The organism is Rhizobium sp. RU35A (genome assembly GCF_900156005.1).
GTDB classification, from domain to species: Bacteria; Pseudomonadota; Alphaproteobacteria; order Rhizobiales; family Rhizobiaceae; genus Neorhizobium; species Neorhizobium straminoryzae.
Genome location: NZ_FTMR01000002.1, coordinates 86,996 through 112,660, shown reverse-complemented (window position 1 = coordinate 112,660; position 25,665 = coordinate 86,996). Strand labels below are relative to the sequence as shown.

Sequence of the window (25,665 nt, the reverse complement as noted above, 5' to 3'; positions counted from 1 at the left end):
TCATCATATAAGTTTCAGGACTGATAGAGTTGCCTTGTCCCTCCCCGTTGCCCAGGTGAAAGACTGACACCATCCAGCGGGCAACAGATCGCGCTCAGACGCCGAGATAGCGGTCCTGAAGCTCGGCCGTCAGCGCGTCGGGTCGTCCTTCCCAGGCGTTGCGGCCGTTTTCCAGCACCACGCAGCGATCTGCGACCGGCAGAAGCTCCGACAGCGTCTTGTCCACCACGAGGATGGAAAGACCATCGGCCTTCAACGCCCGGATGGCCCGCCAGATATCGAGGCGGATCACCGGCGCCAATCCTTCGGTCGCCTCGTCGAGAATCAGCAGGCGCGGATTGGTCATCAGCGCGCGGCCGACCGCCAGCATCTGCTGCTCGCCGCCCGAAAGGGAGCGCGCCAGTTGGTCGCGCCGCTCGGCAAGACGCGGGAAGAGGTCGTTGACCCGTTCCAGCGTCCAGCGACCGGGGCGCGCCGCCGCGACGAGGTTTTCATAGACCGTCAGATTGGGGAAGCAGCGCCGCCCTTCGGGCACGAGACCGATGCCGAGGCGCGCCACCTTGTGCGGCGGCTGACGATCGGTCGGCTGGCCGCCGAAGGTGATCCGCCCCGCCTTTGGCGGCGTGAGGTTGCAGATCGACTTGATGGTGGTGGACTTGCCCATGCCGTTGCGGCCCATCAGCGCCACCACCTCGCCCTCGTCCATCTTAAGATGCACGCCGAACAGCGCCTGGCTGCCGCCATAAAACGTCTGGATATCGTGTACGTCGAGCAGCATCAGACGTGGTCTCCGAGATAGGCGGTGCGCACGGTCGGGTCGCGGCGGATCTCCTCCACGGTTCCCGTGGCGATCACCCGGCCGTAGACCAGCACCGAAATACGGTCGGCGAGCGCGAAGACGGCATCCATGTCGTGCTCCACCAGCAGGATCGGCGCTTCATGACGCAAGCTGTCGAGAAAGCCGGTCAGCACCTTGGAGCCTTCCGGCCCCATGCCCGCCATCGGCTCGTCCAGCAGAAAGGCCTTCGCATCGAGCGCAAGCGCAATGGCGATCTCCAGCTGCCGCTTTTCCCCATGCGAGAGGTCCGAGGCCGGCACATGCGCACGCGCCGCAAGGCCGACGCGCTCCAGCCGGGCCATGGCCTGATCGCGCAGGCCCCGGTCCCACATCACGGGGCGGAAGAAGCGGAAGCTCGACCCTGCTCCGGCCTGCACCGCCAGCATCACGTTGCGCAGGGCCGAAAAGGCGCCGATCAGCGAGGAGATCTGGAAGGTACGCCCCAGCCCCAGCCGCGCCCGCTCGGCAACCGACAGGGCACCAATCTCCTGTCCCGCCAGCCGGATCGCACCGGAATCCTGCCGCAGCGTGCCGCAGATCTGGTGGATCAGCGTGGACTTGCCGGCACCGTTCGGGCCGATCAGCGCATGGATCTCGCCGGGCCTCAGGTCAAGCGACACGCCATCGGTCGCCTTCAGCGCGCCGAAGCGCTTGTGGAGATCGCGGATCTCGAGAACCGGCTCAGCCATGACGTTCCTTTCCGGCGAAAAGGCCGATCACGCCGCCGCGGGCAAAGAGCACGGTGACGAGCAGGATCAGGCCGAGGAAGAACTGCCAGCGCTCGGTGATGCCACCCAGCCAGAACTCCAGCAGCACGAACAGCGCGGCCCCCGCCACCGGACCCATCAGCCGTCCGGTGCCTCCAAGGATGACGAGGACAATCAGTTCGCCCGACATGTGCCAGGACAGCATGGAAGGGCTGACGAAGCGGTTGAGATCGGCATAGAGCGCGCCTGCCACCGCCGTGATCATGGCCGACAGCACGAAGGCGGTCAGCCGGATCGGCATCGGCGCAATCCCGATCGAGGCAAGGCGTACCTCGTTCTGCCGTGCCGCCTGCAGTGCCGCGCCGAAGCGGGAGGCGGACAACAGGGCCGAAAGGACAAGCGCCACCGCCAGAACCCCGAAGCAGACCAGGAAGAATTCCGTCGGCCGCATGGTGTTCAAGCCCGGAAAACTGTTGCGCAGCGTGATGGACAAGCCGTCCTCCCCGCCATAGGCCGGCCAGGAGATCGCGAAATAATAGACCATCTGCGCAAAGGCGAGCGTGATCATGATGAAGTAGACGCCGGAGGTGCGCAGGCTGATCACCCCTATTGCAAGGCTGACCAGACCGGCCGCAAGCATGGCGACGGCCCAGATCACCGGCATCTGGGCGGAGCCCTCGAAGCCGAACAGCATCGGCTCGCCGGACATGGCATGCGAGGCGAGAATACCTGCCGCATAGCCGCCAATACCGAAGAAGGCCGCATGCCCAAAGGAGACCAGCCCGCCAAGCCCGAGCGCAATGTTGAGCCCGACCGCCGCCAGAGCCAGGATCGCGATACGGGTAACAAGGGTCACCGTGAAAGTCTGACCAAGAGCATCGGCAACAAAGGGCACCGCCAGCAGCAGAACAAGGAGGAGAAGATTGACGCGTGTTTCCCGGTTCATGGTCTTCATCCTCATGCCTGCGCCGGAAACAGCCCGCGCGGTTTGACCGCCAGGATGATTGCCATCAGGATATAGATCAGCATCGAGGCGAGCGCGCCGCCGATCAGGCCGGCCTGATCCGGCGGCACCACCAGCGCCAGAAGCTGGGGCAGCAGGAACCGGCCGAGCGTATCGACGGAGCCGACCAGAAGCGCGCCGATCAGCGCCCCCTTGATCGAGCCGATGCCGCCGATGACGATCACCACGAAGGCGAGGATCAGCACCGGTTCGCCCATGCCGACCTGCACCGATTGCAGTGCACCGACCATGGCACCCGCAAGGCCCGCAAGGGCTGCGCCCAGCGCAAAGACCAGCGTGTAGAGCGTGCGGATATCGACACCGAGCGCTGCGATCATCTCGCGGTCGCTTTCGCCGGCGCGGATGCGCATGCCGAGCCGCGTTCTGGAAATCAGGGCATAGAGGCCGAAGGCCACCAGCGCGCCGGCAAGGATGATCGCCAGACGGTAGAGCGGATACTGCGCGCCGCCCGGCAGGCCGACGGCCCCCTGCAGCACCGGCGGAATGTCGAGATAGAGCGGAAAGGAGCCGAACAGCCAGCGGGTCCCTTCCGAAAAGATCAGGATCAGTGCAAAGGTGGCCAGCACCTGGTCGAGGTGATCGCGCTGGTAGAGGCGGCGGATGACGGTGATTTCGATCAGCGCACCGGCGGCGGCCGCCGCCGCAAGACTTGCGACAAGGCCGAGCCAGAAGGAGCCGGTGAGCGCGGCGACGGAGGCGCAGGCAAAGGCGCCGACCATGTAGAGCGAGCCATGGGCCAGATTGATCAGGCCCATGACGCCGAAGATCAGCGTCAGCCCGGCGGCCATGAGAAACAGCATGACGCCGAGCTGAACCCCGTTCAGCACCTGCTCGATGACGAGAGCCAGGGTCACGAACGGGCCTTACTTCTTGCAGTCTTTGGCATAGGCATCGCCGTGATCGGTAAAGATCGTCTCGACGATCTTGTTGGTCAGCGCGCCGTTCTCCTTCACCACTTCCGTCAGGTAGATGTCCTGGATCGGATGGCGGTTGGTGTTGAACTTGAATTTTCCACGGGGCGACTGGATGTCGGCCTTGTTCAGTTCCGCGGTGAAGGTCTTCACATCCTTGACGCTCGCCTTGGAAGCGGCCGACAGGATCAACTGCGCCGCATCATAGGCCTGCACGGCGTAGATGGAGGGCAGACGGCCATATTCGGCCTGGAAGGCCGGCACGAATTTCTTGTTCGCGGCGTTATCCAGATCCTTCGCCCACTGGCCGGAGGCCTTGGCGCCCAGCGCCGCATCGCCGATGGCCGGCAGCACGTCCTGGCTGAATGAGAAGCCGGGGCCGATGACCGGGATCTTCACGCCTGACTGGGCATACTGCTTCATGAAGGCGATGCCCATGCCACCCGGCAGGAAGACGAAGGCCGCATCGGCGCCGGAGGCGCGGATCTGCGCGATTTCGGCGGCGTAATCCGTCTGGCCGACCTTGGTATAGACCTCGCTTGCGAGTTCGCCCTTGTAATAGCGCTTGAAGCCCGTCAGCGAATCCTTGCCGGCCGGATAGTTGGGCGCCATGATGAACGTCTTCTTGTAGACCTTGCTGGCATATTCGCCCATGGCCTCGTGAAGATTGTCGTTCTGGTAGGCGGCGTTGAAATAGAGCGGATCGCACTTTTCGCCGGCAAGCGCTGCCGGGGCTGCATTGGTCGACACGTAGATCTTGCCCTGCGCCACGGCGCCCGGCACGACCGCCATCAAAAGGTTCGACCAGACGATGCCGGTCAGGATATCGACCTTGTCGCTCTGGATCATCTTGTCGGCGATCTGTACGGCGAGTTCCGGCTTCTGTGCGTCATCCTCGGTGACGACGGTGATGTCCTTGTTGCCGGACTGCTTGATCGCCAGCATGAAGCCGTCGCGCGTATCGACGCCAAGGCCCGCACCGCCGCCGGAGAGCGTGGTGATCAGGCCGATCTTCACCGGCTCCGCCATGGCCAGCGACGAGGCGCCAAGCGTCAACGCCAGCGTTGCGGCCTTCAGAAAAGTCTTCATGTGATGCACTCCCGTTTTCTTTGACGTCCCACTCTGTGATGCGCGACCTTTTGCGGTCGTTCTGTCATCCCCGGCACAACCATAGACGCAGGCCGGGATATTTTCCTAGTCGAAAGCAGTGATCCCCACAGGGCGTGTGACCCGACACGATCAGGCCGCACGGTCTTCCTTCAGGCGGAAGCGCTGGATCTTGCCGGATTCGGTTTTCGGCAGCGCCTCGGCAAAGATGATCGAGCGGGGATATTTGTAAGGTGCGATCAGGGACTTCACATGGTCCTGCAACAGCTTGGCGAGAGCGTCGCACGCCGCGGCCTTGTCTGTCAGCACCACATGCGCCTGTACGATATGGCCACGCTCTTCGTCCGGCACCCCGATCACCGCGCATTCCAGCACCGCTTCGTGCTTCAGAAGGGCAGCTTCCACCTCGGGTCCGGCAATGTTGTAGCCGGCCGAGATGATCATGTCGTCGGAACGGGCAGCGAAATGGAAATAGCCATCCTCGTCCTGGGTAAAGCTGTCACCCGTCAGGTTCCAGCCGTCGCGCACATATTCCATCTGGCGCTCGTCTGCCATGTAGCGGCAGCCGATCGGTCCCTTGACCGCCAGCCGGCCGATTTCACCGCGCGGCAACTCGTTCATCTGCTCGTCGACGATCTTCGCACGATAGCCCGTCAACGGCAGGCCGGTGCAATAGGGTTTTGCCTCACCGAGCCGGTTGGAGATGAAGATGTGCAGCATTTCGGTGGCGCCGATGCCATCGAGAATGGGCTTGCCGGTCTTTGCCGTCCATTCCTCGAACACCGGCCCGGGCAGCGTTTCCCCGGCGGAGACGGCAATCCGCAGCGAGGAGAGGTCAACCTTGCCCTGATCCATCGCCGCCAGCATGGCGCGATAGGCCGTCGGTGCGGTAAAGCAGATCGTTGCCCGGTAGGTCTCGATGATCTCCATCATCTTCGGCGGCGAGGCGTGTTCGAGCAGCGTGGCGGCGGCACCGAAACGCAAGGGGAAGATCGCAAGCCCGCCAAGGCCGAAGGTGAAGGCGAGCGGCGGCGAGCCGACGAAGACATCCTCCGGCGTCACCGCCAGCACTTCCTTGGCATAGGCATCCGCGATGATCAGCAGATCGCGGTGGAAATGCATGGTAGCCTTCGGCACGCCCGTGGAACCGGAGGTGAAGCCCAGCAGTGCAACGTCGTCACGGCCGGTCAGGACGGCATCAAAGCGGACCGGCTTGTTCAGGGCGGCGCGATCGAGCTCGGCATCATGGTTGGCGGTGCCGTCAAAGCCGATCACCTGGGAGAGGAAACGGCTTTCCTTGGCGACGGCGACCAGTTCATCCATCAGGCGCGTGTCGCACAGCGCCATGGAAATTTCCGCCTTGTCGATGATTTTTGCCAGTTCGCCGGCCCGCAGCATCGGCATGGTATTGACCACCACGGCGCCCGCCTTGGTGGCCGCCAGCCAGCAGGCCACCATGGCCGGGTTGTTGGCGGAACGGATCAGCACACGGTTCCCCGGCTTCAGCCCGTAATCCTCGACCAGCGCCCTTGCGATGCGGTTCGTCCAGTCCGCCAGTTCCTTGTAGGTGCGCCGGCGGCCATTGCCGATGAGGGCCGTATGATCGCCAAAGCCCCTTTCAACCATCCGGTCGGTCAGTTCGACGGCGGCATTGAGATAATCGGGATAATCGAAACCGTCGAGCAGCAACTCCGGCCACTGTTCGAAGGGCGGAAGATTATCGCGCGCAAAGGTATCCACGTGACTGGTCGGTCCCAGCATGGCTCTGTTCCCTTCTGTATCTGAGGCGTCATCGGACGGGTTTCCTCTCCCGGACGCGCACCTTGCGAGGCTGTTTCCGCCTCTTGATGGGGAAAGAATTGCACCGGACCGCCGCGCATGCAAGAGAGAAATTTTAAGTTTATAATATTTTTTTGACGACCGTCATGTCGCGGATCACGCGCCGTCCCCGTCCTCACCACCGCAAGGGGCTGGCGCAAAGCCACGCCATGGGCTTTAGGTAAAATGTAGCGATACGGGACTAGAATGGCCGGAACCGTCCGGCGACGGCGATATAACGCGGACTGCGACATGGCTGAGACCAACCAAGACGGCGGCAAGGCGACGGAATTCGACATCGATAGCGCGGACTTCCGCTTCGATGCCCAGCTGCGCCTGATGATGGGCGCCTTCTGGCAATCGGCGGTGCGCAATCGCGTGCTGCTGCTGACGGTGGCGCTGCTGGCCGTGATCCTGACCACCGTCTATGCGCAGTATCGGCTGAACTACTGGAACACGCCCTTCTACAACTCGCTGGAACGGCGCGATCTGCCGGCCTTCCTGTCGGAGCTGAAGGTCTTCTTCGTGATTGCCGGCTCGCTGCTGATCCTCAACGTCGTGCAGGCCTGGCTGAACCAGATGACGGCGCTCTACATGCGCGAAGGCCTGGCGCGCGATCTGGTGGACCAGTGGATGGCGCCGCGCCGGGCCCTGAAGCTCGCCAATCTCGGCACCATCGGCATCAATCCGGACCAGCGCCTGCACGAGGATGCGCGCAACCTGGCGGAACTGTCGACCTCGCTTGCCATCGGCCTCGTCAATTCCACGATCCTGCTCCTCAGCTTCATCGGCGTGCTTTGGTCGATCTCGTCCGATTTCAGCTTCACGATCGACGGACGCCAGATCGCCATTCCAGGCTACATGGTCTGGGCTGCGCTTCTTTATGCAGCAAGCGCCTCTCTGCTCAGCAACATGGTCGGACGGCGGCTGCCGGGCCTCAATACGCTGCGCTATTCGAAGGAAGCCGAGCTGCGCTTTGCCCTGATGCGCACAAACGAGAACCTGATGGCCATCACGGTGACGCATGGCGAAGACAGCGAGAGGCGGCGCATGCAGGCGGCCGTCACCGAAGTTCTCGCCGTCATCCGCCGGCTGGCGCTTGGCTACACCAATCTCACCTGGGTCTCCTCCGGCTTCGGCTGGCTGACAACGATCGCCCCCATTCTCATCGCAGCCCCGGTCTATTTCAGCGGCAGCATCTCCTTCGGCGGCCTGATGATGGCGATCGGCGCCTTCAACCAGGTCAATACGGCACTGCGCTGGTACATCGACAATTTCCGCCCGATTGCAGACTGGAAGGCCGCCCTCTATCGCGTCTCGGTCTTCCGCCGGGCGCTGTGCCAAATCGGCCAGGAAGAAGCGGAGGATAAAGCCCCCGCCCTGCTGACAGCCTCACCGGAAAGCCGGATCGTGCTCGGCGATCTGGTGCTGCTGCCCGGACCCGGAGGACGCGACAGCGACAAGGGCATGGAGCTTGCCGGCGAGGTGACCATCTCGCCCGGCGACCGGGTGATGTTCAACGGCGACCCGCGCGCAAACCGGCATCTGCTCTTTCTGGCCATGGCCGGCCTGTGGCCCTGGGGGACAGGCGAGATCCGCATGCCCTCCGCCGATACCGTGCTGTTCATGCCGCAAAAGGGCTATTTTCCCGATGCGAGCCTGCGCGAGGTGATGGCCTACCCCAACAAGGCAAGCGAGTTTTCCGACGAACAGTTGAGGGCGGCTCTTTCGGCCGCCGGTCTCGACCGGCTCGCCGGTCACCTCGATGCCCGCGAACGCTGGGACCGGACCCTGGAGGAAGAGGAGCGCACGCGGCTTCGTCTCGCCAGCGCCCTGCTGATCCAGCCGGACTGGCTGATCATCGATGACGCGCTGGAATCCCTGGATACGGAAGCGCAGCAGGACTGCGTCGAGGTTCTCGGCACATTGCGCAATACAGCAATCGTGTATATTGGACGGTCCGATGTATTTACCCGCCTGCAACCGCGAATCGTGCATCTGACACCACTGCACACCAGCTGAGCCGAAATATTGTGATAGATGATCGGCGTTTATCCTTGCCTTTTCAGGGGGAATAATTCAATAAGATTGAGCTATGCATGATTGACATGCTTTGAGGCCGCAATGCAGCAGAAAATGGGTGCGGATACCGAGTTTGGCCAAAAGAGCCGCACATTTGATGAGCACGCGGCAGCCCGGGCGGATATGACAGCCTGCCTGCATCATGTCTCCAGCTTCGCCAGCCAGTTGTTCGGTGTCGATGGCACCTTCATAACCCTCGACGACCGTCAGATAGCCGTTAACGACATCCTTGCAGCTCAAGACGCAAGCGGCAACATTGCCCTGATCCGGATGGCAGCGTCAGACGATGTGGTCGTCGTCCTCGACCGCGCAAGCCTGTCGGCTGACGCGTCAGTGACGCAGACACTGCCTGCCGCTGCTTCTGCGGATACGGGGTTTCTCGCCGGCGCCCCCCTGAGGGGCGCAGACGGCGTCTCCTTCGGCATGTTCTGGATCGTCGGCAAACATCCCCGCGATGGCTTTTCGCCGGGCGAGCAGCAGAATCTACGCGCGATTGCGAGCATTGCGGCCAATCATCTCCTCGCCCGTCAGGCGCGGCATCCAGATGCCCTGTGTGCCGGCTTTGCCGATGAGGCAGCGATGCACCGCCCTGACCATCTGCAGGCAGCGAAACGATCGGCCCAGAGCGACATCGCACGCGCCTTGCGCCGGGCTGAATTCGTGCTGCAGTACCAGCCACAGGTCAGCCTGGAAGATGACAGCCTGTGCGGCATGGAGGCGCTCATCCGCTGGCAGCATCCGGTGCGGGGGCTTTTGCCACCCGCCGAGTTCCTGCCGCTGCTGGAGCACAGCCCTCTCAGCCTGGATGTGGGCTGGTGGGTCTTGAGCGAAGCCGTGCGGCAGATGGGCGAGTGGCAGGCCAAGGGGCTGACGCGCGTCAAGATGAGCGTCAACCTGTTTCCGCTGCAACTGCGCAGCCCGGGCTTCATCGAGGCCGTGGCGGACCTTTTGACGCATCACGGCGTCGAGCCGCGCTTTCTCGAACTGGAAATCACCGAGACAGCCGCCCTGACGGATGGCGACGAGTCCCTTCGCGTGATCAACGGCCTGCGCGACATCGGTGTCGGCATTGCTTTCGATGATTTCGGCACCGGCTATGCCTCGCTTGGGACGCTTCAGCATTATCCGATCACGACGCTGAAGATCGATCGCGGTTTTGTGCGGGATCTGCTCACCCGGCAGCGCGATGCCGCCATCACCCGGGCGCTGATCATGCTGAGCCGCGACATCGGCGTTACCACGATTGCCGAGGGCATCGAAACCATCGAGCAGGAACTGACGCTGAAGATGATGGGATGCGATTGCGGCCAGGGCTATCTGTTCGGCCGCTCGATGCCTGCATCAGACATTGCCGGCCTGCTGGCAAGGCAACCTGTGCCTGCGGCTGTCGCACGCGCCGGCTGACGTCGCCTTCTCCTCTCCGAGGGTTGTCGAGGACACGGTTGGGCCATCGCCAGGCCACGCCGGCTGCCACAGGGATCTGACTGTTTGCTCAGTCGAGCAGCAGCCGCAACTGCACGGCCAGTTCGCGTGCCGTATAGGGCTTCTTCAGCCAGCTTCCGTCGGCCGCCAGCTGCCTGCCGGCGATCTCCGGTTCGGCATAGCCCGACGTGAACAGGATCTTGATATCGGGACGCCGCTCGCGCACCACCTTGGCCAGCTGGTCGCCCGACATGCCGGGCATGGCGATGTCGGTAAAGAGAAGCGCCACTTCGGGGTGCCGGTCCAGCACATCGAGCGCCTCCAGCCCGTTGCCAGCCTGGTGAACGATGTAGCCCGTGTTCTCCAGACGGGCCACCGCGACCCTGCGGACACGCGGATCATCCTCCACGACGAGAATAGTCTCGGTGCCACCCGGCAGCTGCTGTTCCGGCATCGTGGTTTCCGATAGGGCATGTGCGGCAGAGGTCCTGCTGGCCGTGGGTAAAAAAAGCCGGATGCTGGTGCCCTGCCCCGGCTCGCTGTAGATCTGGATATGGCCGCCCGACTGGCGCACGAAACCATAGACCATGCTGAGGCCAAGGCCTGTGCCGGCCCCCATGCTCTTGGTGGTGAAGAAGGGCTCGAAGGCCCGCTGCTTGACCTCCTCTGTCATGCCCGTGCCGGTATCGCTGACGGCGACAAGCACGTAATCGCCGGCCCGCAGTTGCGGATACATCTGCGCATAGTCGAAATCGAGATGGACGCGGCTCACCTCCAGCGTCAGCTGGCCACCGTCCGGCATGGCATCGCGCGCGTTGAGCGTCAGGTTCAGCAGGGCATTCTGCAACTGCGGCCCATCCACCAGTGCCTCGTTGCCGCCGCCGCGCACCGTGGTGCGCAGTTCGATGCGGTCGCCAATGGTGCGGCGGATCAGCTCGGAAAAGCTTGAGATCATGTGGCCGAGATCGGTGACGCGCGGGTTGAGAGGCTGGCGGCGGCCGAAGGCCAGCAACTGGCCTGTCAGCTTCGCACCGTCATTCGTCGCCCCCTGCGCCTCGCGCAGCAGGACCTGCGCCTTCGGCTCGGTCACCCGCATCTCCAGCATTTCCAGATTGCCGCTGATGATGGTGAGCAGGTTGTTGAAGTCATGCGCCAGACCGCCGGTCAGCTGGCCGATGGCCTCCATCTTCTGGGCCTGGCGCAGTTCCTCCTCGATCTTGTGACGGCTGGTCAGGTCGCGGATGAAGCCGGTAAAGATGCGCTTGCCGTTCGAGATCGCCTCGCCAACGGCAAGTTCCATCGGAAAGGTCGAGCCGTCCTTGCGCAGCCCTTTCACCACCCGGCCAAGACCGATGATGCGGCGCTGGCCGCTGGTCAGATAATTGACGATATAGCGGTCGTGGTTCTCGCGGTCAGGAGACGGCATCAGGATCGCCACATTGCGTCCCTCCACCTCCTCGGCATCGTAACCGAACAGGTCCTCCGCCGTGGAGGAGAAGGAGGTGATGGTGCCAACCTCATCGATGACCACCATCGCTTCCGGCACCGTCTGCAGGATCGAGCGGAAATGCGCCTCGCGCGCCGCAAGATTTTCCTGAATGGTGGCGGCGGCGCGGAAATCCTCGTTGATCTGCACGATCAGGGGGCCATCACCGGTATCCTTCAGGACCCAGCGGCTCAGCACCGAGATCGTGTGACCGTCCTTGTGGCGGTATTCGAGATTGCTCTTGAAGGCGCCTTCCTTGCGAATGGTCGCGATGACATCGTCCAGGACAAGGGGCGGCTCGGGCGACAGCAGCGTCAGCACGTCGAGCCCTGTCACCTCATCGGCTTGCCAGCCGAAAAGGCCGACACTGCCGCGGCTCCAGTGGCGGATGAAGCCTTCCACATCATGCGCGATGACATTCATGGGGTCGAGCAGCGACAGCAGGTTCGAGACCTCCGACGACGGCGGGCCGGAACTGATCATCTCTGCCATGCAAACCCCTTGGCTTTCGAAAAAGGCGACCCGTCAATGCGGCCAGACAGCCTGACGCGTCTTGACGGCATTGTCGCCGATGTCGTCATAACTATCGCCATCGCCGCACAGCGCAAGGAGTTTTCCGGGCTTTGCGAGGTCGAAAGCGTGGCGGCCGTTCGGCGAAATCACGCCCCGCGCGATCAGCTTGGTGATGGTTCGCGATACGGTTTCAATCGTCAGGCCCAGATAGTCGGCCATGTCCTGCCGGCTCATCGGCAACTGAACGGTGCGGGCCATCGGACGGCCACCCTGCATGCGCCGGGCAATCAGCATCAGGAAGCTGCAAACGCGCTCTTCCGCGCTCTTGCGTGACAGAAGCACCATCTGGTCCTGGGCGGCGGCCATTTCGTCGCACATCAGCGCGAAAAGCTGCGGGCGAAGCTCCGGCGAATGCTCGACCGCTTCAATGAAGGCGCGTTTGGTGAGACGGCGCACCTTGACGGGCGTGACGGCTTCAGCGCTGTAGAGATAGACATCCTTGAGCGAGAGACCCACCATGTCGCCGGCGTAGAGGAAGCCGGTGATCACCCGACGGCCATCACCTATGATCTTGAAAATCCTCAGGACTCCTTCGGTGACCTCGAAGATGTGCTGGGCGGCGTCACCCTGCCAGAACAGGCCTTCGCCGACATCAAGCGTCTCGCGCGGGACCGAGGCGAAGAGTTCATCCAGCGTGGCCAGTTGCGGCTTCATCGTCGCCATGGCGGCGAAAGCGGAGTGTGCGTTGGTGGCTGTCGAAAGCATGTCCGTCCCTCTGTCTTGATGGCCAAACTATGGCGGTCGGCGGTGACAGAAGGATGCCGGGCATGTTACGGTCCGGTTGAATCGTGTAACAGCGTGTAACAGCCAATCCGGTGGTTCGGCCGGTGGTCTGGCAGGTGGTCTGGTCAGTGGCATGACGAAATTCGAGAAGCGGGCCGAGCGCATCCTCATCGTTGATGACGATCCTCGTATCCGTCAGATGGTAACGCGTTATTTCGAGGACGAGGGTTTCCTCGTCACAGGCGCCCAAGACGGCGCCTCCATGCGCAAGGCGATGGCCGACTTTACCATCGATCTGATCCTTCTCGACCTCGTGCTGCCCAACAGCGAGGACGGGCTGGCCCTGGCCCGCGAAATCAGGGCCACCTCCGATGTTCCGATCGTGATGCTGACCGGTCGCGACGACGTGGTGGACCGCATCATCGGCCTGGAAGTGGGCGCCGACGATTACATTCCGAAACCCTTCCATCTGCGGGAGGTGCTCGCCCGCGTGCGCAGCATCCTGCGCCGCCGCAAGCCGGCCGAAGCCCCGGTCCAGGATCAGGGCCAGATCTACGAGTTTGACGGCTGGCGGCTGGAAATCAATCGCCGCCGCCTGATGAACCCGCAGGACGAAGAGGTGGAACTGACCACCGGCGAGTTCGACATGCTGGCCGTGATGATCCGCAATGCCGGCCGCGTGCTGACCCGCGAAATGCTGATGGACCAGACGCGCGGCCGCCAGCTCGAGGCCTTCGACCGGGCGATCGATGCGCAGATTGCACGCCTGCGCAAGAAGATCGAACCCAATCCGGCCCATCCGGTCTTCATCCGCTCCGTGCGCGGCGTGGGGTATATCTTTGCGGCCGAGGCGAGCAGCGCAGAAGCGCGCGGGACCTGAGGCTGTCAGGCCGGCAATTGCAGGCGCGCCCCGCCAGCGCTGGCGGCCAGCCCCTGCAAGCGCACCCGCAGCGCGGAGCGGACACCGTCCTCATCGAGGACTGTCGCCACCACATGAAGCGGTACGTCCATGACAGCGCCCTCGTCCGTGTCGCGCAGTGTCGCGAGACAAAGCCCCTTCAGGTAACCAAGCCCGTTTTCGCAGACCAGCAGGTGCTCGCGCGCGCCACCTTCGTCCCGCGCCGCGATGATGCGTTCGCAGAACTGGCGCCAGTCGCCGAGATCGGCCGCCGCATCGGCCGCACTGGCCAGCGGAAAGGCCCGGTCCACCTGCGCGACCGTGATGTCGGCTACGTTGTAAGCGCTGTTCATAGGACTTCCTTCGAAGGGGCTTGCCCTTCTTGTCTCTGCGCACCATCCGGCGACGCATCCCATATCTGAAGCCCATAATTAGCGACAAGGAATGACGCACGCTTTGAGCAGAATCAACTGCGACAAATTCGTCACAAATGCGTCATCCTGTCAGCTTCACCAGCTGGCGAGCACCGGCGTTTCGAGAAGCCGCCCCGTGGTGACATCGGCAATACCAAGATCGGTCTGGTGCGGACCGGCATTGCAGGCAAGCGTCGCTCCGAAGCAGGCCTTGAACACCAGATAGGGTGGTTGCCAATCGACAATGCGATCCATCGCTTCCCGAATGGCGGCAAAGCCGGCCGAGGCTTCCGCCACGCTCCCATCCGCGACAAGCCCGGCCAGCGGCAGTGGCAGGAGGGCTTGCACGGCGCCGCCCGAGGCAACCGCAAGGCCGCCACCGGCCGCAATCACCGCATTGGCGGCTGCAGCCATGTCGACTGGATCCTGCCCGAACACGGTCAGGTTATGGCTGTCATGCGAGACGGTGGTGGCAAAGGCGCCGCGCCAGTTGCCCCAGCCGGTGAGGAAGCCGACGCGCGGCCTTGCGGCGATGAGACCGTGGCGATGCACGACGGCAATCAGCGTGGCACCGTCGGGCGGCACGACGAAACCATCGCGCACAGCGGTCTCGGCCTCGCCCCAGCGGGTGAAGCGGGGCTGGTCGATCGTTGCAACGCGCGCCGCATGTCCCGTCGATGCGACACGAAAATCGTCCGGCGAGAGCGGCGAGAGCTTCATCGTGCCGGTCAGCGTCACGGTTTCTGTGGCGGCCGGCGGAGCCAGCAGCGCGCCGCCGGCGGCAACCTCGCGGCCGGAGACGAGAACGCGACGGGCCTCGAAGCGGGAGAGATCCTCGAACAGCACGAGATCGGCCCGGCGGCCGGGCGCGACAAGCCCGAGATCGGGGCGGCCAAGACGGCGTGAGCCGTTCAGCGTGGCCGCCTGCAGCGCCCATTCGGGTCGCATGCCATAGCCCACCAGCCGCCGCACCACGTCATCGAGCCCGCCGCCATTCTGCAGGTCGTCGGGAAACACGTCGTCGGTGCAGAGCGTCACCGTCTGCGGCAGATGGCCGAGCCGTTCCAGCGCGGCGACGAAATCCGGCAGCAGGTGGTCGTGGCTGCCGCGCAGCTCGATCGCCAGACCGGCGCGAAGCTTCTCCATGAGATCATCGCCGGACACCAGTTCATGGTCAGAGCTGACGCCTGCCGTGACGAAGGCCTGCAGGTCGGAGCCGGTCAGGCTACGCGCATGGCCGCAGACCAGCTTGCCCGTTTCAAGCCCCGCCTGGATGATGTCCGCCATGCGCGGATCACCCTCGATGATGCCGCGCATGTTCATCATTTCGGCGATGCCGGCGATATCCGGCCGCGCCAGCAGATCGGCCAGCACATCGGGACCGAATTCGGCGCCGGCACGCTCCAGCCCCGGCGCCGAAGGCACCGAGGACGGGGCGAGCAGAATGACGCGCAGCGGCAGGTCGATCACCGCATCGGCTGCCCAGTTCACGCCGGCAAGGCCCAGCACATTGCCGAATTCGTGCGGATCCCACACCACCGTCGTCACGCCCCGCGGCACCACGGCCTGCGCATAGGCGGCCGGCGTCACCATGGAGCTTTCGATATGCATGTGCGTGTCGATGAGGCCGGGCGCGATGAAGGCGCCGGCGGCATTGATGGTGGAGGCGCTGTCGAGACGCGAACCCGGCGCGTGGACGCTGGCAATCAGCGGCCCGACGATGCCGACATCGGCGGCCCGCAATTCGCCCGTCACCACATCGACCACGACGCCGCCCCGCAGCAGCAGATCGAAGGGCACCTCGCCGCGGGCCGCCTGCACGGCGCGCAGGCGCAGTTCCGGCAGGTTGAGGTCGAAGAGTTCGAAGGGGCGGGTCATCGGGCAGCTTCGCTTTTGAGAACGTCGAGAATGATGTCGCGCGCCTGCTCGACGGCAATGTCGATGGCGCAGGCGGCATTGAAGGGTGCGCGGCCGGGGCGGGTTTCCACCACGGTGCGGCCACGCGTATGGGTGCCGGTCAGTTCCGCATCAAGCCGCACATCGCGCCAGGTCACCAGATCCTTACGCAGGAAGGCGACGGCGGCCACGGCATCATAAAGCGACATGGCGCTGCGGCCGCGGCTGACGGCGATATCGATGAAGCCGGAGAGCAGATCGGCGAGCAGCGCGCTGTTGCGACCGCCTGCCCCGCGCACCGGCTGCACGTCGGCGGGTGCTGCGAGCACCTTGCGGCAGAGATCGAGATCGACCATGCGCAGCGGCAGACCATGCGCCAGCACGATGGCGAGTGCCTCCGGATCGGCAAAGGCGTTGAATTCCGCGGACGCCGTGTGATTTCCGCTCGTCACGCCGCCGCCCATCCAGACGAGATCGGTGATGCGGGCAGCAAGGTCCGGCCGGGCAAGCGCCAGGGCGGCCAGATTGGTCAGCGGGCCGAGCGCCAGGATGCGGTGCTCCGCATCGCCATTCTCCAGCCAGGCGCAGAGGGAAGAGAAAGCATCCCCGGCGTGCAGGACCACGGGCACCTCCGGCAGGCGGGCGCCGGCCGAGGGCATTCCATGATCACCGAGGATGCCTGTTGCCGTCTCCAGACGGCCAAGGACCGGGGACGCGCGTCCCCGATGGAGCGGGAACGTCCAGCCGAACGCGTCCTGCGCGCCGGCCGCATTGCGTTCCACCTGTTGCAGACCGGCATTGCCGAACACCAGCGAGACACCGGCGATGGGCGGCCCGCGATGGGCAACCACCAGGATCGCCGCGATATCATCGAAACCCATGTCGGTATCGATCCAGACACTCATCACGCTGCCTCCACCAAAGATGCGGGGCTATACGTGACACCAAAGGCGAATTTGCCGCGCGCAATGTCCTGGAAAGGACCTGGGACCAGGGTCACCACGCGCGGCCGCCGGACCCGTTCCGCCGCTTTCGGAACATGGCCGGTGATGGCAATTCGCATGTCTGGGGCTTCCGGATGGCACACTGATTGGAACGGCCATCCATCTTGGCCATCAAAGGCTGCAAGGAAGGCAGAAATAGGGCCGGCGCACAGCTTTGCAAAATTCCAGCGTCGGCGGGCCGCGATCCGCGGCGCGATCACGCGCCCCGCAACGGAAAGCCTCATGCTTCATCTCCCTCAACGTTTCGGTTATCAACCGCACGCGGGCCGGAGGATTGCCGCAACATCAGCATCATCGGAACACTGTTGCTATCGGCCACAACCGTGCCCAGCGCCGTCACCCGCCCCTGCGGCAGACCTGCGATCACAGCCACCAGCGCCTGCACCGCCTGGCGGGCGATTTCCGCCATGTCCATGCGCAGCGTCGTCAGCGACGGCGTGATGACCGAGGACCATATGAGGTCATCAAAGCCGGTGACGCTGGCAGCCTCAGGTACGGCAATGCCGGCCGCTTGCAGTTCCGTCAGCGCGCGCACGGCGGTCAGATCCGAGAGCCCGGCAAAGGCCGTCACCCCGTCCTTCACCATCGCCGCAAGGCCGAGCGGTGCATCCGCGCCGTGCGTCTCGGCATGCTGTTCCAGCCACAGCACCTCTGCCCGCACGCTTGAGCCAAGGCCGGCGCGCAACCCGCCGATCCGGTCCGACTGGACATTGGACAGGGGGCTGCCGCCGAGAATGAGAACGCGCTCGTGCCCGAGTTCCCGAAGATGCCGGCCCATTTCTTCGCCGCCGCCCCAGTGATCGGAGGCCACCGTATTGCCGGGGGTCGCGGGCGTATCGATGACGGCCACGGGACAGCCAATATCCGAAATGCGGGTGCCCCGGCGCGGGATGACGATGATGCCATCCACACCGCGATCGATGAGGCGCAGGATTGCCTGCGTCTGCTGCTCCACGGCACCCCGCGAATCCCCGATCAGCACGCCATAGCCGGCAGAGGATGCCGCTTGCTCGATGGCCTGGGCGATCTGCGGAAACAGCGGATTGGCGATATCCGGCAGGACGAGACCCAGAACGCCGGTGCGGCCGGTACGCAGGGCGCGCCCCGCCACGCTCGGCACATAGCCAAGGCTGCGGGCGGTGTCGCGGATGCGTTCGGCAAGCTCCGTCGAGACACGCCCCTTGCCGGACAGCGCGTTGGAGACGGTCGCCACCGATACGCCGAGCGTATGGGCAATCGCGGACAGGTTGGGCTTCTCGCTCTTCATCATGGTGGATGCGTTGATTAATCGTTTAATCGATACTCTGAAGCGAATTGCCTGTCGAGAGCCTTTCGTTCCATGGCACAGTCCGACCGGAGCCCGTAGCGTATCACCCCAGCGTCAGCGCGACCGAAACCGCACAAGCGGAAGTGATTTTCCAAGAGTTACAGGGTTTTCGCAGCATTATTTCTTGCGAGGAAAGGCCAGCCGATGGCACTTTCGAGTTATGTTGCGCAGCCGGCAGACCCGTATGGCCGCGAGCGAGGGACCAGGGGCGCCGCGCAAAGCCCTTCAAACAGACCGAACCGGAGCCACCGATGAACGCCGAGCAGACCGCACCCCGTGACAGCCGCCGCACAGCGTCCGGCCGCACAGCGCCGGCGCGCATGGAGCCGCTGGCGAAGCTGCCGGTATTCTTCGGCCTCGACGGCAAGCGGGTGGTGCTGGCCGGCGGTTCGGACGGCGCGGCCTGGAAGGCGGAACTGCTCATTGCCTGCGGCGCGACCGTGCATGTCTTCTGTCCCGCCGATCACCTCGGCGAGGTGATGCGCGGCCTGATCGAAACCCATGCTGCAGAACGGGCCGCACGTCCGGCCGAAGAGGCTGCGGTCCGCCCCGGCATCGTTCACCATGACCATCCCTGGCATGTCGGCATCTTCGGCACGGCGGCGCTGGCGCTCGGCGATTGCGAGACCGACGAGGAGGCCAAGGCCTTTTATTGCGCGGCCCGGGCAGCGGGCGTGCCGGTCAATGTCATCGACAAGCCGGCCTTCTGCCAGTTCCAGTTCGGCTCCATCGTCAACCGTTCGCCGGTGGTGATTGCCATTTCCACCGATGGCGCTGCCCCCATTCTGGCACAGGCGATCCGCCGGCGCATCGAAACCCTGCTGCCGCCGGCGCTGAAACCCTGGGCCGAAATTGCCCAGAGCATCCGCGAGGCGATCAATGCGCGCCTGAATCCCGGCACCGAGCGGCGCAGCTTCTGGGAACGCTTCGTCGACCGCGTCTTCCGCGAGGCGCCGGCGGACGGCATTGCCGAGCAGCTGGTGAAGGATGCCGAATCGATCGCGCAGGCGGTGGAAGCGAGCGGCGAAGGACGCGTCACGCTGGTCGGCGCCGGCCCCGGCGATGCCGAGCTTCTGACGCTGAAGGCCGTGCGGGCATTGCAGGCGGCCGATGTCATCCTGTTCGACGATCTGGTTTCCGCCGATGTGCTGGAGCTGGCCCGCCGCGAAGCCAAGCGCATGCTGGTCGGCAAACGCGGCGGCCGCGAGAGCTGCAAGCAGGAAGATATCAACGCCACGATGATCGCGCTCGCCAGGAGCGGCAAACGCGTGGTGCGCCTCAAATCCGGCGACCCGATGATCTTCGGCCGTGCGGGCGAGGAGATCGAAAGCCTGGAGCGCGAGGGCATCCCGGTGGAAATCGTACCGGGCGTTACGGCGGCAACGGCCATGGCAGCGCGGCTCGGCGTATCGCTCACCCATCGCGACCATGCGCAATCGGTGCGCTTCGTCACCGGCCATTCGCGCAAGGGCGAACTACCCGCCGATCTCGACTGGGCAAAACTTGCCGATGCCAGCGTGACCACCGTGTTCTACATGGGCGGACGAACCGCTGGCGCCATTGCCGTCAAGCTGACCGGTCACGGCATGAGCCCCTCCACCCCCGCCGTCATCGTAAGCTCGATTGCCCGCGCGGAGGAACGCCGCTGGGCCGGCCCCCTCTCCGCCATGCCTGATGCCATGGCCGAGATCGGCTATGACAATCCCGTGCTGCTCGGGATCGGCGATGCGTTCATCAAGGCGAAGGTCGAGACGGAGACGTCCAACCTGCCGGACACGGAGAGTGCTGTCGCCCGCGCCGGATAAGGGCTCGGGCAAGGCGGGTCGCCGCGGTCGAAGAAAGAGCTTCCACCTCCAGCCCTAACCAGTGGCCCTACCCCCGCGGCCGCTCCGCCCGCAGCGCCGCCGTGACCTCGGCCACCAGCGACAACTCCTCGAGATCTTCCAGCGCGACCGAAAGCCTGCGCCGCCAATTGGGGTGGCTGTCGCTGGTGCCGGGAATATTGGTGGGCTCGGGCTCCTTGGTCAGATCTGCCAGCCTGACACCAAGAAGCATGGAGGGGGTACGCGCCATCAGGCGATGCAGCGAAAGGATCAGGCCGTCGAGATCGGAACCGGCAAGAGACGACGTGTCCGGCGCTGGCGCCGTCAGCTTCTCCGACCCGAGCAGACGCACCAGGTCGGCGCGCTCCGTTTCCCTCTGGATAAGATCCCGATCGGCCACAGCCTGTGGCACAAGTCCATGGTCGGCGCGGGCGGTGATGTCTGCACCAGCCCACCAGCCGCCCAGCGTCTGGTGATCATGGGTGGAAATGCAGGCAAGCGATAGCGCCGGATAGGTGTGCGCTGGTGTAAAACCTGTATCGTCCCGCTCATAGGAGAAGATCCGATAGGAGAGCAGGTTGGCGCGGGCGAGATCCTCCCTCAGGCCCGGCGGCAGGTTGCCGAGATCCTCGCCAATCACCAGGCACTGATGATCGTGCGAGGCCTCGGAAAGCACCTGCAGCAGCGCCTCCTTCGGATAATCGACATAGGCACCCTCGGCGGGCGTGCTGTCGAAGGGCACGAGAAAGAGGCGCCCAAGCGCCGCGGCATGATCGATACGCACGGCGCCGGCATAGCGCATGGCAGCCTCCAGCATGCGGCGATAGGGCGGCTCATCGCCCGCCGCGATGGCAGAGGGCAGGAAGGCTGCCAGCCGCCAGTCCTGGCCGTCGACGGCCCAGGGGTCCGGGGGGCCGCCGATACTGGCGGAAGACAGATAGATCTGCGGCTCGCTCCAGGTTGCCGAACCATCCAACGCCTCGCCCACGGCAAGGTCAAGATAGAGGCCTATGCGCAGGCCCGCCCGTTCGGCCGCCCCCACGACATCCGACAGCTGCACATGCACGAGCCATTGCAGGAACATGTGAAACTCGATCTCGTCCTGTCGGGACTGGGCAAAGGCCTGCACGGCCGGGCCTTTCGCATCCTGCATGTCCTGCGGCCAGCCGCGCCAGCCGGCGGAATATCCGCGTGCCACCATATCGAGCGAGATCGTCTCGAACAGGGCATGCAGCCTCAGGCTCTCGCCACCCTGCCGGCAGAAGGCATCGAAGCAGGCCGGCGTATAGACGCTGCCGCCACCGTCACGCCATTCGCGCCAGAAGCGGCGCAGTTCACGCAATTTCAGGGCAGCGACGGCCGGATACTCCACCAGCGCGCTCGCGCGCAGCACTTCCAGATCCGCCAGCAGGTCAAGCGACACTGTGTAGCCAGGCAACTGATCGATAGCGATATAGAGCGGATTGAACCAGCGTCGGCTGGACGGTTCATAGGGGCTGCAACGGGCGGGATCCGCGAGAAAGGGGGCGTGCAGCGGGTTCAGGCCGATGAAATCCGCCCCCCATTTGCCCGCCAGATGACAGATTTCGACAAGATCCGCGAAATCTCCGATGCCCCAGTTGCGGCCGGAGCGGAGTTCGTACAGCTGCAGCGTCAGGCCCCAGACCCGCTCACCGGACAGAAGCGGAGGCAGGTAGCATGCAGACATGGCAGGGGCGGACGTATCGTCAAGCCTCACGTTCAGCGCCGACAGGATCTTGCGCTTGGTATCGCTCGAAATCGGCACCTCCGTGCCATCGGGTTCGGGCCGGGTGAAGGCAATGCCGTGCTGGCGTGCCAGGCCATCCAGCGGCACGCCAGCGCGCTGTCGATTGTGGGGGTCAAAACGGCCAGGCTCAACCATCGGCAAGACTCCAGATCAGGGACCAGGGGGCGGCATCCCCGGCGTCAATGTGACCAACGCGGAAAAGCACCTCCCCCGTGGCCACCAAGGGTACACGGGTTGTAGAATCGCCGAGGTTCGCCTGCAATTGCAAGCGGCAACCCGAAAGGCTCCACTCGACCAGAAGGCCTTGTCCATCCACCTCGAAGCGGCCAGACTGCGGGCCGGCACCCGCCAGCAGCGGCACGATCCGCCGGTGGCGCAGCGCAAGCAGCGTTCGGTAAAAGTCCAGCATCTCCTGTCCCGCCTCGTCCGCCAGGCAGGTCCAGTCAAGCTTCGCGCTGCGGAAGGTTGCCTCGGCGGTCGGATCGGGCAGATCATCGCTATCGAAGCCCGGCAGGCGGGACAGTTCTTCGCGCCGGCCCTGGCGCACCTTTTCGTTCAGCTCCTCGTTGAAATCGCAGAAGAAGGGAAAGGGCTCGCGCGCACCCCATTCCTCACCCATGAACAGCATCGGCAGTTGCGGCGCCAGCAGATAGACGGCGGTGACCGCCCTGATGGCCTGCAGGGAAGCGGACGCGATCATCCGGTCGCCCAGCGCCCGGTTGCCGATCTGGTCGTGGTTCTGGATGAAGGAGATGAAAGCGCTCGGCGGCAGGAGCGCGCTCGGCTGGCCGCGTGCTTCGCCGCGATAGGCCATGTGCTCGCCCTGGAAGACAAACCCTTCCGCCAGGGCCCGCCCGATGCTGGCTACTCCCTCGGCGAAATCGGCGTAATAGCCGAAGGTCTCGCCCGTTGCCGCCACATGCAGCACATGATGGATGTCGTCGTTCCACTGGGCGGAGAACAAAACCGGGCACCCATCCCCGCCGCGCGCCAGCAGGTCGCTGCTATTGTCCTCGTTCTCGACGATCAGATGCACGGGACGATCGCCAGCTGCCGCCCGCACCCGTCGCGCCAGTTCGTGCAGCAGATGCTCCCCGCTGTCGTCCCTGATGGCATGAACCGCATCGAGCCGCAGGCCATCCAAGCGGAAATCCCGGATCCACGACATGGCGTTCTCGATGACGAAGTCGCGCACCGGCCGGGAGCCGGCATCGTCGTAGTTGACGCCATTGCCCCAGGGGGTGCGATGCCGGTCGGTGAAGATCGGCGCATAGGCCGGCAGGTAGTTTCCGTCCGGTCCAAAGTGGTTGTAGACGACATCGAGCAGAACGCAGAGCCCGCGTTCATGGGCAGCATCGATCAACGCCATCAGGTCTTCCGGCCGGCCATAACGGCTTTCCGGCGCATAGGGCAGCACGCCGTCATACCCCCACCCCCAGCGACCGGGAAAATCGGCAATCGGCATGATCTGCAGGGCGGTGACGCCGAGATCGCGGAGATGGTCCAGCCGGTCGATCGCCGCACGGAACGTGCCCTGCGGCGTGAAGGTGCCGACATGCAGCTCGTAGAACACCAGTTCTTCCAGCGGGCGCCCGCACCAGCCTGCCTGCGGGCGGGGAATGGCGGCCAGATCCACCACTTCGCTCGGGCCATGCACATCACGCGGCTGATGGCGGGACGCGGGGTCCGGCACCAGAAGCCCATCCGGCAGGCGGAAGGCATAAAGGGTCCCCGAACCGGCCTCTGCAACGTGCAGACGGTGCCAGCCATCATCGGTGCGCTCCATCGGCAGGGGTGCGCGTCCCTCGATCTCAAGATCGATACGCGCCTGGAGGGGAGCCCAGAGCCGAAACAGGGTGCCGGACGGGCCGGGAACCGGACCAAACTGGAAGTCGCTCACGCAGGAAAGCCTTCTGACGGAGGAAAGTCCGGTTAGAACGGTCATCCATCGGAAAAGTTTCGCAGGCGACCCAATGCACCCATGCAACAGCCAAATGCAGCCTTTCGTTACAGTCAAAAAACCGCAACGACCATAAGACGATAGCGCACCCGCCCCGCCGGCGCGCAGTCTGCCGTTTCGCTAAAAAGCCCGGAAATGCGGGCTTTTGGGCGCCGACACCAGCGTCACGCAAGCTTCGTGAACAATGATTGCGCATCATCTCTGAGCAAAGCCTGTCACCCACAAAAGAACGAGCAAAGACGAGAGCGCCCTCGCGCAGGATGATTCCCAATATTGTCATCTCGAGGTCAAGCTATGCCCACAATTACGTTTGCAAATACAAAGGGAGGAGCCGGTAAAACCACGGTTGCTCTCGTTCTGGCAGCAGAACTTGCGCAGCGCGGCCTGCGCGTTGCGCTTCTCGACACCGATCCGCAGCAGTGGATCACCCGCTGGCACCGCCTGTCGGAAAAGCCGGCCAATTTCACCGTCGTCTCGAATGTGTCGGAAAAGACCATCGAGCAGGAGGTGAAGACACTCGGCAAGAAGATGGACTATGTCATCATCGACGTTGCCGGCGGTGTGACGCCACTTCTTGCCAAGTCCATCGGCCTGTCAGAACGGGTCATGATCCCCGTTCAGGGATGCGCCATGGATGCCGCCGGCGCCGCGCAGGTGCTGGAGATCCTCCGGGAACTGGCCGCCCAGTGTGACATCCGGATTGCCCATTCCGTCGTACTGACCCGCATCAACTCGATCATCACCACGCGCGCGCTGATGGCCGTCAAGGCGCTGCTCGCCGAACAGCAGGTGCATGTGCTGGAAACCGCCCTCATCGAACGCGCCGCCTATCGCGACATGTTCGTCACAGGCGGCACGCTGCACACCATGGAAGCCGAGCGCGTCAGCAATCTCGACAAGGCCCAGGAAAATGCCCGCCTGTTTGCCGAGGAAGTCATGTCGCTGGTTCCCATGAAGCTTGCAAAGGCGAAGACGGCCAAGGCGGATGGCGCCAAGGCCAAGGCGACAAAGGCCCCGAAAACAGAATCCGCCAAGCAGCGCAAGGCTGCCTGATCCACCGCCCGGCGGACCTCCCAGGCGCCCGTAGCGATGCGGGCGCCTTCCACGTGTCAGGCCGAGAGCGTGACCGTCAACACCTGCCCGCCGAGTTCCACGGTGAAGCGGGAGGGCGCGGGAATGACCGGTGCGCCGGACAGCGTGCCCGTCGTCACAACCTGCCCCTTGCGCAGATATCCGCCCATGGGCAGGCCGGCATTGGCCGCCACCAGCACGGCAGCCAGCGGATCGCCATCGGGATGCCGGGCGGCATCCTCAAACAGCACGGTGCCTTCATTGGTCAGCAGCAACGGGCCAAGGTCGGCGCCCGGCGCCAGAAGGTCGCGGTCGAGCATCGGACCGACCAGATAGCCGACATTGCTCATGCCATCGGCGAGAAGATGTGCAAGGCTGTCGCGCGGACCATCGACATAACGGCTGCGCACCAGTTCCACGCCGATCGCGACGCTGCCGATGGCGTCGAGCACATCCTCGCGACGATAGGCTTCGTCCCGTGGCGGCAGATCCTCGGACAGCGTCAGCGCCAGTTCGATCTCGACCTTGATACCGGGTTCATGCTCAGCCTGCGGGGCTTCGCGCACGAAAAGCAACGGGGCGGCGAGGATGACATCCGTACGCAGCGAAAGCTTGTAGCCAGGCGGCGTCACGAGCCCGAGCGCCCCGGCCAGGGCCGACTGCACGGCGTAGCCTTCAGCCTCGCCGGAGACGGCCACCGTGTCGCGCCCGACGGTCGTCCGATTGCGGATGGCCGCGAGCAAGACGGCCGCAGCGTTTGAAATCTCTGTGTCGTGCCAATGGTCGCTCACGCGGACGAATCTCCCCTGTTGAT

General features: G+C 64.3%; 21 protein-coding genes. 5 read left to right on the top strand and 16 right to left on the bottom strand.

Going from position 1 to position 25,665, the window contains the following annotated elements:
• Positions 1-94 precede the first annotated feature (94 nt).
• From F3H95_RS05145 to F3H95_RS05120, 6 genes are all read right to left on the bottom strand, one after another.
• Positions 95-781: an ABC transporter ATP-binding protein gene (locus F3H95_RS05145; protein ID WP_210248540.1), complete on the bottom strand. Its 687-nt coding sequence runs from the start codon at positions 779-781 to the stop codon at positions 95-97.
• Complete coding sequence (locus F3H95_RS05140) at positions 778-1,527, bottom strand: ABC transporter ATP-binding protein (RefSeq protein WP_149745166.1); 750 nt, start codon at positions 1,525-1,527, stop codon at positions 778-780. The genes F3H95_RS05145 and F3H95_RS05140 overlap by 4 nt, the downstream gene beginning before the upstream one ends.
• Positions 1,520-2,491, bottom strand: coding sequence for a branched-chain amino acid ABC transporter permease (locus F3H95_RS05135; protein ID WP_149745165.1), 972 nt, complete (start codon positions 2,489-2,491; stop codon positions 1,520-1,522). The genes F3H95_RS05140 and F3H95_RS05135 overlap by 8 nt, the downstream gene beginning before the upstream one ends.
• A gap of 11 nt (positions 2,492-2,502) precedes the next feature.
• Complete coding sequence (locus tag F3H95_RS05130) at positions 2,503-3,423, bottom strand: branched-chain amino acid ABC transporter permease (protein ID WP_149745164.1); 921 nt, start codon at positions 3,421-3,423, stop codon at positions 2,503-2,505.
• A 9-nt stretch (positions 3,424-3,432) separates the two neighbouring features.
• On the bottom strand, positions 3,433-4,569 hold the full coding sequence (locus F3H95_RS05125) for an ABC transporter substrate-binding protein (RefSeq protein WP_149745163.1): 1,137 nt from the start codon (positions 4,567-4,569) through the stop codon (positions 3,433-3,435).
• Between the two features lie 150 nt (positions 4,570-4,719).
• Entirely contained in the window at positions 4,720-6,348 is a 1,629-nt protein-coding gene (locus F3H95_RS05120) for an AMP-binding protein (protein WP_143125366.1), read from the bottom strand.
• A gap of 309 nt (positions 6,349-6,657) precedes the next feature.
• On the opposite strand from F3H95_RS05120, the gene F3H95_RS05115 reads away from it, so the two are divergent.
• Both F3H95_RS05115 and F3H95_RS05110 read left to right on the top strand, forming a co-directional pair.
• Positions 6,658-8,427: an ABC transporter ATP-binding protein/permease gene (locus F3H95_RS05115; protein ID WP_149745162.1), complete on the top strand. Its 1,770-nt coding sequence runs from the start codon at positions 6,658-6,660 to the stop codon at positions 8,425-8,427.
• Between the two features lie 102 nt (positions 8,428-8,529).
• Positions 8,530-9,891 (top strand): EAL domain-containing protein, encoded by a 1,362-nt coding sequence (locus F3H95_RS05110; RefSeq protein WP_149745161.1) that lies wholly within the window; start codon positions 8,530-8,532, stop codon positions 9,889-9,891.
• Between the two features lie 88 nt (positions 9,892-9,979).
• Here the strand turns inward: F3H95_RS05110 and F3H95_RS05105 are convergent, their stop codons facing one another.
• Together F3H95_RS05105 and F3H95_RS05100 are read right to left on the bottom strand one after the other, a co-directional pair.
• Entirely contained in the window at positions 9,980-11,887 is a 1,908-nt protein-coding gene (locus tag F3H95_RS05105) for a PAS domain-containing sensor histidine kinase (RefSeq protein WP_244617891.1), read from the bottom strand.
• A 33-nt stretch (positions 11,888-11,920) separates the two neighbouring features.
• Positions 11,921-12,673 (bottom strand): helix-turn-helix domain-containing protein, encoded by a 753-nt coding sequence (locus F3H95_RS05100; protein ID WP_143125368.1) that lies wholly within the window; start codon positions 12,671-12,673, stop codon positions 11,921-11,923.
• Between the two features lie 151 nt (positions 12,674-12,824).
• On the opposite strand from F3H95_RS05100, the gene F3H95_RS05095 reads away from it, so the two are divergent.
• Positions 12,825-13,571 (top strand): response regulator, encoded by a 747-nt coding sequence (locus F3H95_RS05095; RefSeq protein ID WP_143125369.1) that lies wholly within the window; start codon positions 12,825-12,827, stop codon positions 13,569-13,571.
• A gap of 5 nt (positions 13,572-13,576) precedes the next feature.
• On the opposite strand, the gene F3H95_RS05090 is transcribed toward F3H95_RS05095, so the two are convergent.
• The 5 genes from F3H95_RS05090 to F3H95_RS05070 form a co-directional block, all read right to left on the bottom strand.
• On the bottom strand, positions 13,577-13,942 hold the full coding sequence (locus F3H95_RS05090) for a hypothetical protein (RefSeq protein ID WP_149745160.1): 366 nt from the start codon (positions 13,940-13,942) through the stop codon (positions 13,577-13,579).
• A 156-nt stretch (positions 13,943-14,098) separates the two neighbouring features.
• Positions 14,099-15,880, bottom strand: coding sequence for an adenine deaminase C-terminal domain-containing protein (locus F3H95_RS05085; protein WP_149745159.1), 1,782 nt, complete (start codon positions 15,878-15,880; stop codon positions 14,099-14,101).
• Positions 15,877-16,803: a nucleoside hydrolase gene (locus F3H95_RS05080; RefSeq protein ID WP_149745158.1), complete on the bottom strand. Its 927-nt coding sequence runs from the start codon at positions 16,801-16,803 to the stop codon at positions 15,877-15,879. Before F3H95_RS05080 ends, F3H95_RS05085 begins: the two co-directional genes overlap by 4 nt.
• Complete coding sequence (locus F3H95_RS05075) at positions 16,803-17,126, bottom strand: hypothetical protein (RefSeq protein ID WP_143125373.1); 324 nt, start codon at positions 17,124-17,126, stop codon at positions 16,803-16,805. Before F3H95_RS05075 ends, F3H95_RS05080 begins: the two co-directional genes overlap by 1 nt.
• The gene (locus F3H95_RS05070; protein WP_143125400.1) at positions 17,123-18,169 is read right to left on the bottom strand and encodes a LacI family DNA-binding transcriptional regulator; all 1,047 of its coding nucleotides are present in this window, start codon (positions 18,167-18,169) and stop codon (positions 17,123-17,125) included. Before F3H95_RS05070 ends, F3H95_RS05075 begins: the two co-directional genes overlap by 4 nt.
• A 380-nt stretch (positions 18,170-18,549) precedes the next feature.
• Between F3H95_RS05070 and cysG the strand changes: the two genes are divergently transcribed.
• Complete coding sequence (gene cysG, locus F3H95_RS05065) at positions 18,550-20,034, top strand: siroheme synthase CysG (protein ID WP_149745595.1); 1,485 nt, start codon at positions 18,550-18,552, stop codon at positions 20,032-20,034.
• 67 nt (positions 20,035-20,101) lie between these two features.
• Here the strand turns inward: cysG and malQ are convergent, their stop codons facing one another.
• Positions 20,102-21,955 carry a 4-alpha-glucanotransferase gene (gene malQ, locus F3H95_RS05060; protein WP_149745157.1) on the bottom strand — a complete coding sequence of 618 codons (1,854 nt, stop codon included), beginning with the start codon at positions 21,953-21,955 and terminating at the stop codon, positions 20,102-20,104.
• Positions 21,948-23,720, bottom strand: coding sequence for a malto-oligosyltrehalose trehalohydrolase (treZ, locus tag F3H95_RS05055; RefSeq protein WP_244617890.1), 1,773 nt, complete (start codon positions 23,718-23,720; stop codon positions 21,948-21,950). The genes malQ and treZ overlap by 8 nt, the downstream gene beginning before the upstream one ends.
• Before the next feature lie 354 nt (positions 23,721-24,074).
• On the opposite strand from treZ, the gene F3H95_RS05050 reads away from it, so the two are divergent.
• The gene (locus tag F3H95_RS05050; RefSeq protein ID WP_149745155.1) at positions 24,075-24,833 is read left to right on the top strand and encodes a ParA family protein; all 759 of its coding nucleotides are present in this window, start codon (positions 24,075-24,077) and stop codon (positions 24,831-24,833) included.
• A 56-nt stretch (positions 24,834-24,889) separates the two neighbouring features.
• Here the strand turns inward: F3H95_RS05050 and F3H95_RS05045 are convergent, their stop codons facing one another.
• Entirely contained in the window at positions 24,890-25,642 is a 753-nt protein-coding gene (locus F3H95_RS05045; protein ID WP_149745154.1) for a hypothetical protein, read from the bottom strand.
• Between the last annotated feature and the right edge of the window lie 23 nt (positions 25,643-25,665).

Bases quoted from the DNA above. Each gene is read 5' to 3' on its own strand.
- malQ (WP_149745157.1), bottom strand. From the start codon at position 21,955: ATGGTTGAGCCTGGCCGTTTTGACCCCCACAATCGACAGCGCGCTGGC.
- F3H95_RS05050 (WP_149745155.1), top strand. From the start codon at position 24,075: ATGCCCACAATTACGTTTGCAAATACAAAGGGAGGAGCCGGTAAAACC.
- cysG (WP_149745595.1), top strand. From the start codon at position 18,550: ATGGAGCCGCTGGCGAAGCTGCCGGTATTCTTCGGCCTCGACGGCAAG.
- F3H95_RS05090 (WP_149745160.1), bottom strand. From the start codon at position 13,942: ATGAACAGCGCTTACAACGTAGCCGACATCACGGTCGCGCAGGTGGAC.
- F3H95_RS05105 (WP_244617891.1), bottom strand. From the start codon at position 11,887: ATGGCAGAGATGATCAGTTCCGGCCCGCCGTCGTCGGAGGTCTCGAAC.
- F3H95_RS05140 (WP_149745166.1), bottom strand. From the start codon at position 1,527: ATGGCTGAGCCGGTTCTCGAGATCCGCGATCTCCACAAGCGCTTCGGC.
- F3H95_RS05075 (WP_143125373.1), bottom strand. From the start codon at position 17,126: ATGAGGCTTTCCGTTGCGGGGCGCGTGATCGCGCCGCGGATCGCGGCC.
- F3H95_RS05115 (WP_149745162.1), top strand. From the start codon at position 6,658: ATGGCTGAGACCAACCAAGACGGCGGCAAGGCGACGGAATTCGACATC.
- F3H95_RS05085 (WP_149745159.1), bottom strand. From the start codon at position 15,880: ATGACCCGCCCCTTCGAACTCTTCGACCTCAACCTGCCGGAACTGCGC.
- F3H95_RS05100 (WP_143125368.1), bottom strand. From the start codon at position 12,673: ATGCTTTCGACAGCCACCAACGCACACTCCGCTTTCGCCGCCATGGCG.
- F3H95_RS05095 (WP_143125369.1), top strand. From the start codon at position 12,825: ATGACGAAATTCGAGAAGCGGGCCGAGCGCATCCTCATCGTTGATGAC.
- F3H95_RS05120 (WP_143125366.1), bottom strand. From the start codon at position 6,348: ATGCTGGGACCGACCAGTCACGTGGATACCTTTGCGCGCGATAATCTT.
- F3H95_RS05125 (WP_149745163.1), bottom strand. From the start codon at position 4,569: ATGAAGACTTTTCTGAAGGCCGCAACGCTGGCGTTGACGCTTGGCGCC.
- F3H95_RS05080 (WP_149745158.1), bottom strand. From the start codon at position 16,803: ATGAGTGTCTGGATCGATACCGACATGGGTTTCGATGATATCGCGGCG.
- F3H95_RS05070 (WP_143125400.1), bottom strand. From the start codon at position 18,169: ATGAAGAGCGAGAAGCCCAACCTGTCCGCGATTGCCCATACGCTCGGC.
- F3H95_RS05135 (WP_149745165.1), bottom strand. From the start codon at position 2,491: ATGAACCGGGAAACACGCGTCAATCTTCTCCTCCTTGTTCTGCTGCTG.
- F3H95_RS05110 (WP_149745161.1), top strand. From the start codon at position 8,530: ATGCAGCAGAAAATGGGTGCGGATACCGAGTTTGGCCAAAAGAGCCGC.